Source organism: Pseudomonas sp. BF-R-30, from assembly GCF_019956175.1.
In the GTDB taxonomy this organism is placed as follows: Bacteria; Pseudomonadota; Gammaproteobacteria; order Pseudomonadales; family Pseudomonadaceae; genus Aquipseudomonas; species Aquipseudomonas jessenii.
This window is the reverse complement of record NZ_JAHBDE010000064.1, coordinates 1-3,334: the sequence shown is the minus strand read 5'-3', so window position 1 is coordinate 3,334 and position 3,334 is coordinate 1. Positions and strand designations below refer to the sequence as shown.

Sequence of the window (3,334 nt, the reverse complement as noted above, 5' to 3'; positions counted from 1 at the left end):
CGTTACTTTCACTGGTAACGGATCAGGCTAAGGTAAAATTTGTGAGTTCTCTTAGTTGAGAAATTCGAATTTTCGGCGAATGTCGTCTTCATAGTATAACCAGATTGCTTGGGGTTATATGGTCAAGTGAAGAAGCGCATACGGTGGATGCCTTGGCAGTCAGAGGCGATGAAAGACGTGGTAGCCTGCGAAAAGCTTCGGGGAGTCGGCAAACAGACTTTGATCCGGAGATGTCTGAATGGGGGAACCCAGCCATCATAAGATGGTTATCTTGTACTGAATACATAGGTGCAAGAGGCGAACCAGGGGAACTGAAACATCTAAGTACCCTGAGGAAAAGAAATCAACCGAGATTCCCTTAGTAGTGGCGAGCGAACGGGGACTAGCCCTTAAGTGGCTTTGAGATTAGCGGAACGCTCTGGAAAGTGCGGCCATAGTGGGTGATAGCCCTGTACGCGAAAATCTCTTAGTCATGAAATCGAGTAGGACGGAGCACGAGAAACTTTGTCTGAATATGGGGGGACCATCCTCCAAGGCTAAATACTACTGACTGACCGATAGTGAACTAGTACCGTGAGGGAAAGGCGAAAAGAACCCCGGAGAGGGGAGTGAAATAGATCCTGAAACCGTATGCGTACAAGCAGTGGGAGCCTACTTTGTTGGGTGACTGCGTACCTTTTGTATAATGGGTCAGCGACTTATTTTCAGTGGCGAGCTTAACCGAATAGGGGAGGCGTAGCGAAAGCGAGTCTTAATAGGGCGTCTAGTCGCTGGGAATAGACCCGAAACCGGGCGATCTATCCATGGGCAGGTTGAAGGTTAGGTAACACTGACTGGAGGACCGAACCGACTACCGTTGAAAAGTTAGCGGATGACCTGTGGATCGGAGTGAAAGGCTAATCAAGCTCGGAGATAGCTGGTTCTCCTCGAAAGCTATTTAGGTAGCGCCTCATGTATCACTGTAGGGGGTAGAGCACTGTTTCGGCTAGGGGGTCATCCCGACTTACCAAACCGATGCAAACTCCGAATACCTACAAGTGCCGAGCATGGGAGACACACGGCGGGTGCTAACGTCCGTCGTGAAAAGGGAAACAACCCAGACCGTCAGCTAAGGTCCCAAAGTTATGGTTAAGTGGGAAACGATGTGGGAAGGCTTAGACAGCTAGGAGGTTGGCTTAGAAGCAGCCACCCTTTAAAGAAAGCGTAATAGCTCACTAGTCGAGTCGGCCTGCGCGGAAGATGTAACGGGGCTCAAACCATACACCGAAGCTACGGGTATCATCTTCGGATGATGCGGTAGAGGAGCGTTCTGTAAGCCTGTGAAGGTGAGTTGAGAAGCTTGCTGGAGGTATCAGAAGTGCGAATGCTGACATGAGTAACGACAATGGGTGTGAAAAACACCCACGCCGAAAGACCAAGGTTTCCTGCGCAACGTTAATCGACGCAGGGTTAGTCGGTCCCTAAGGCGAGGCTGAAAAGCGTAGTCGATGGAAAACAGGTTAATATTCCTGTACTTCTGGTTATTGCGATGGAGGGACGGAGAAGGCTAGGCCAGCTTGGCGTTGGTTGTCCAAGTTTAAGGTGGTAGGCTGAGATCTTAGGTAAATCCGGGATCTTAAGGCCGAGAGCTGATGACGAGTGTTCCTTTGGAACACGAAGTGGTTGATGCCATGCTTCCAAGAAAAGCTTCTAAGCTTCAGGTAACCAGGAACCGTACCCCAAACCGACACAGGTGGTTGGGTAGAGAATACCAAGGCGCTTGAGAGAACTCGGGTGAAGGAACTAGGCAAAATGGCACCGTAACTTCGGGAGAAGGTGCGCCGGTGAGGGTGAAGGACTTGCTCCGTAAGCCCACGCCGGTCGAAGATACCAGGCCGCTGCGACTGTTTATTAAAAACACAGCACTCTGCAAACACGAAAGTGGACGTATAGGGTGTGACGCCTGCCCGGTGCCGGAAGGTTAATTGATGGGGTTAGCTAACGCGAAGCTCTTGATCGAAGCCCCGGTAAACGGCGGCCGTAACTATAACGGTCCTAAGGTAGCGAAATTCCTTGTCGGGTAAGTTCCGACCTGCACGAATGGCGTAACGATGGCGGCGCTGTCTCCACCCGAGACTCAGTGAAATTGAAATCGCTGTGAAGATGCAGTGTATCCGCGGCTAGACGGAAAGACCCCGTGAACCTTTACTATAGCTTTGCACTGGACTTTGAATTTGCTTGTGTAGGATAGGTGGGAGGCTTTGAAGCGTGGACGCCAGTTCGCGTGGAGCCATCCTTGAAATACCACCCTGGCAACTTTGAGGTTCTAACTCAGGTCCGTTATCCGGATCGAGGACAGTGTATGGTGGGTAGTTTGACTGGGGCGGTCTCCTCCTAAAGAGTAACGGAGGAGTACGAAGGTGCGCTCAGACCGGTCGGAAATCGGTCGTAGAGTATAAAGGCAAAAGCGCGCTTGACTGCGAGACAGACACGTCGAGCAGGTACGAAAGTAGGTCTTAGTGATCCGGTGGTTCTGTATGGAAGGGCCATCGCTCAACGGATAAAAGGTACTCCGGGGATAACAGGCTGATACCGCCCAAGAGTTCATATCGACGGCGGTGTTTGGCACCTCGATGTCGGCTCATCACATCCTGGGGCTGAAGCCGGTCCCAAGGGTATGGCTGTTCGCCATTTAAAGTGGTACGCGAGCTGGGTTTAGAACGTCGTGAGACAGTTCGGTCCCTATCTGCCGTGGACGTTTGAGATTTGAGAGGGGCTGCTCCTAGTACGAGAGGACCGGAGTGGACGAACCTCTGGTGTTCCGGTTGTCACGCCAGTGGCATTGCCGGGTAGCTATGTTCGGAAAAGATAACCGCTGAAAGCATCTAAGCGGGAAACTTGCCTCAAGATGAGATCTCACTGGGACCTTGAGTCCCCTGAAGGGCCGTCGAAGACTACGACGTTGATAGGTTGGGTGTGTAAGCGCTGTGAGGCGTTGAGCTAACCAATACTAATTGCCCGTGAGGCTTGACCATATAACACCCAAGCAATTTGACTACTCGAAAGAGCATCAGATTGCGGTGTGTGAAGACGAAAGAACCGAAAGTTCGACGCTCACAAAACACCGATTTTTATCACATACCCAATTTGCTGAAGCGAGGCCGACCGGCCACGACTCAGTACCCGAATTTCTTGACGACCATAGAGCGTTGGAACCACCTGATCCCATCCCGAACTCAGCAGTGAAACGATGCATCGCCGATGGTAGTGTGGGGTTTCCCCATGTGAGAGTAGGTCATCGTCAAGATTAAATTCCGAAACCCCTATCTGCGTATGCAGGTAGGGGTTTTGTTTT

2 rRNA genes are annotated in these 3,334 nt (G+C 51.3%); both read left to right on the top strand.

Annotated features, from left to right (window positions below):
• The first annotated feature begins 120 nt into the window (after positions 1-120).
• Positions 121-3,014, top strand: a 23S ribosomal RNA gene (locus KGB20_RS24460).
• Positions 3,015-3,170: 156 nt separating this feature from the next.
• Positions 3,171-3,286, top strand: a 5S ribosomal RNA gene (rrf, locus tag KGB20_RS24455).
• Positions 3,287-3,334 lie beyond the last annotated feature (48 nt).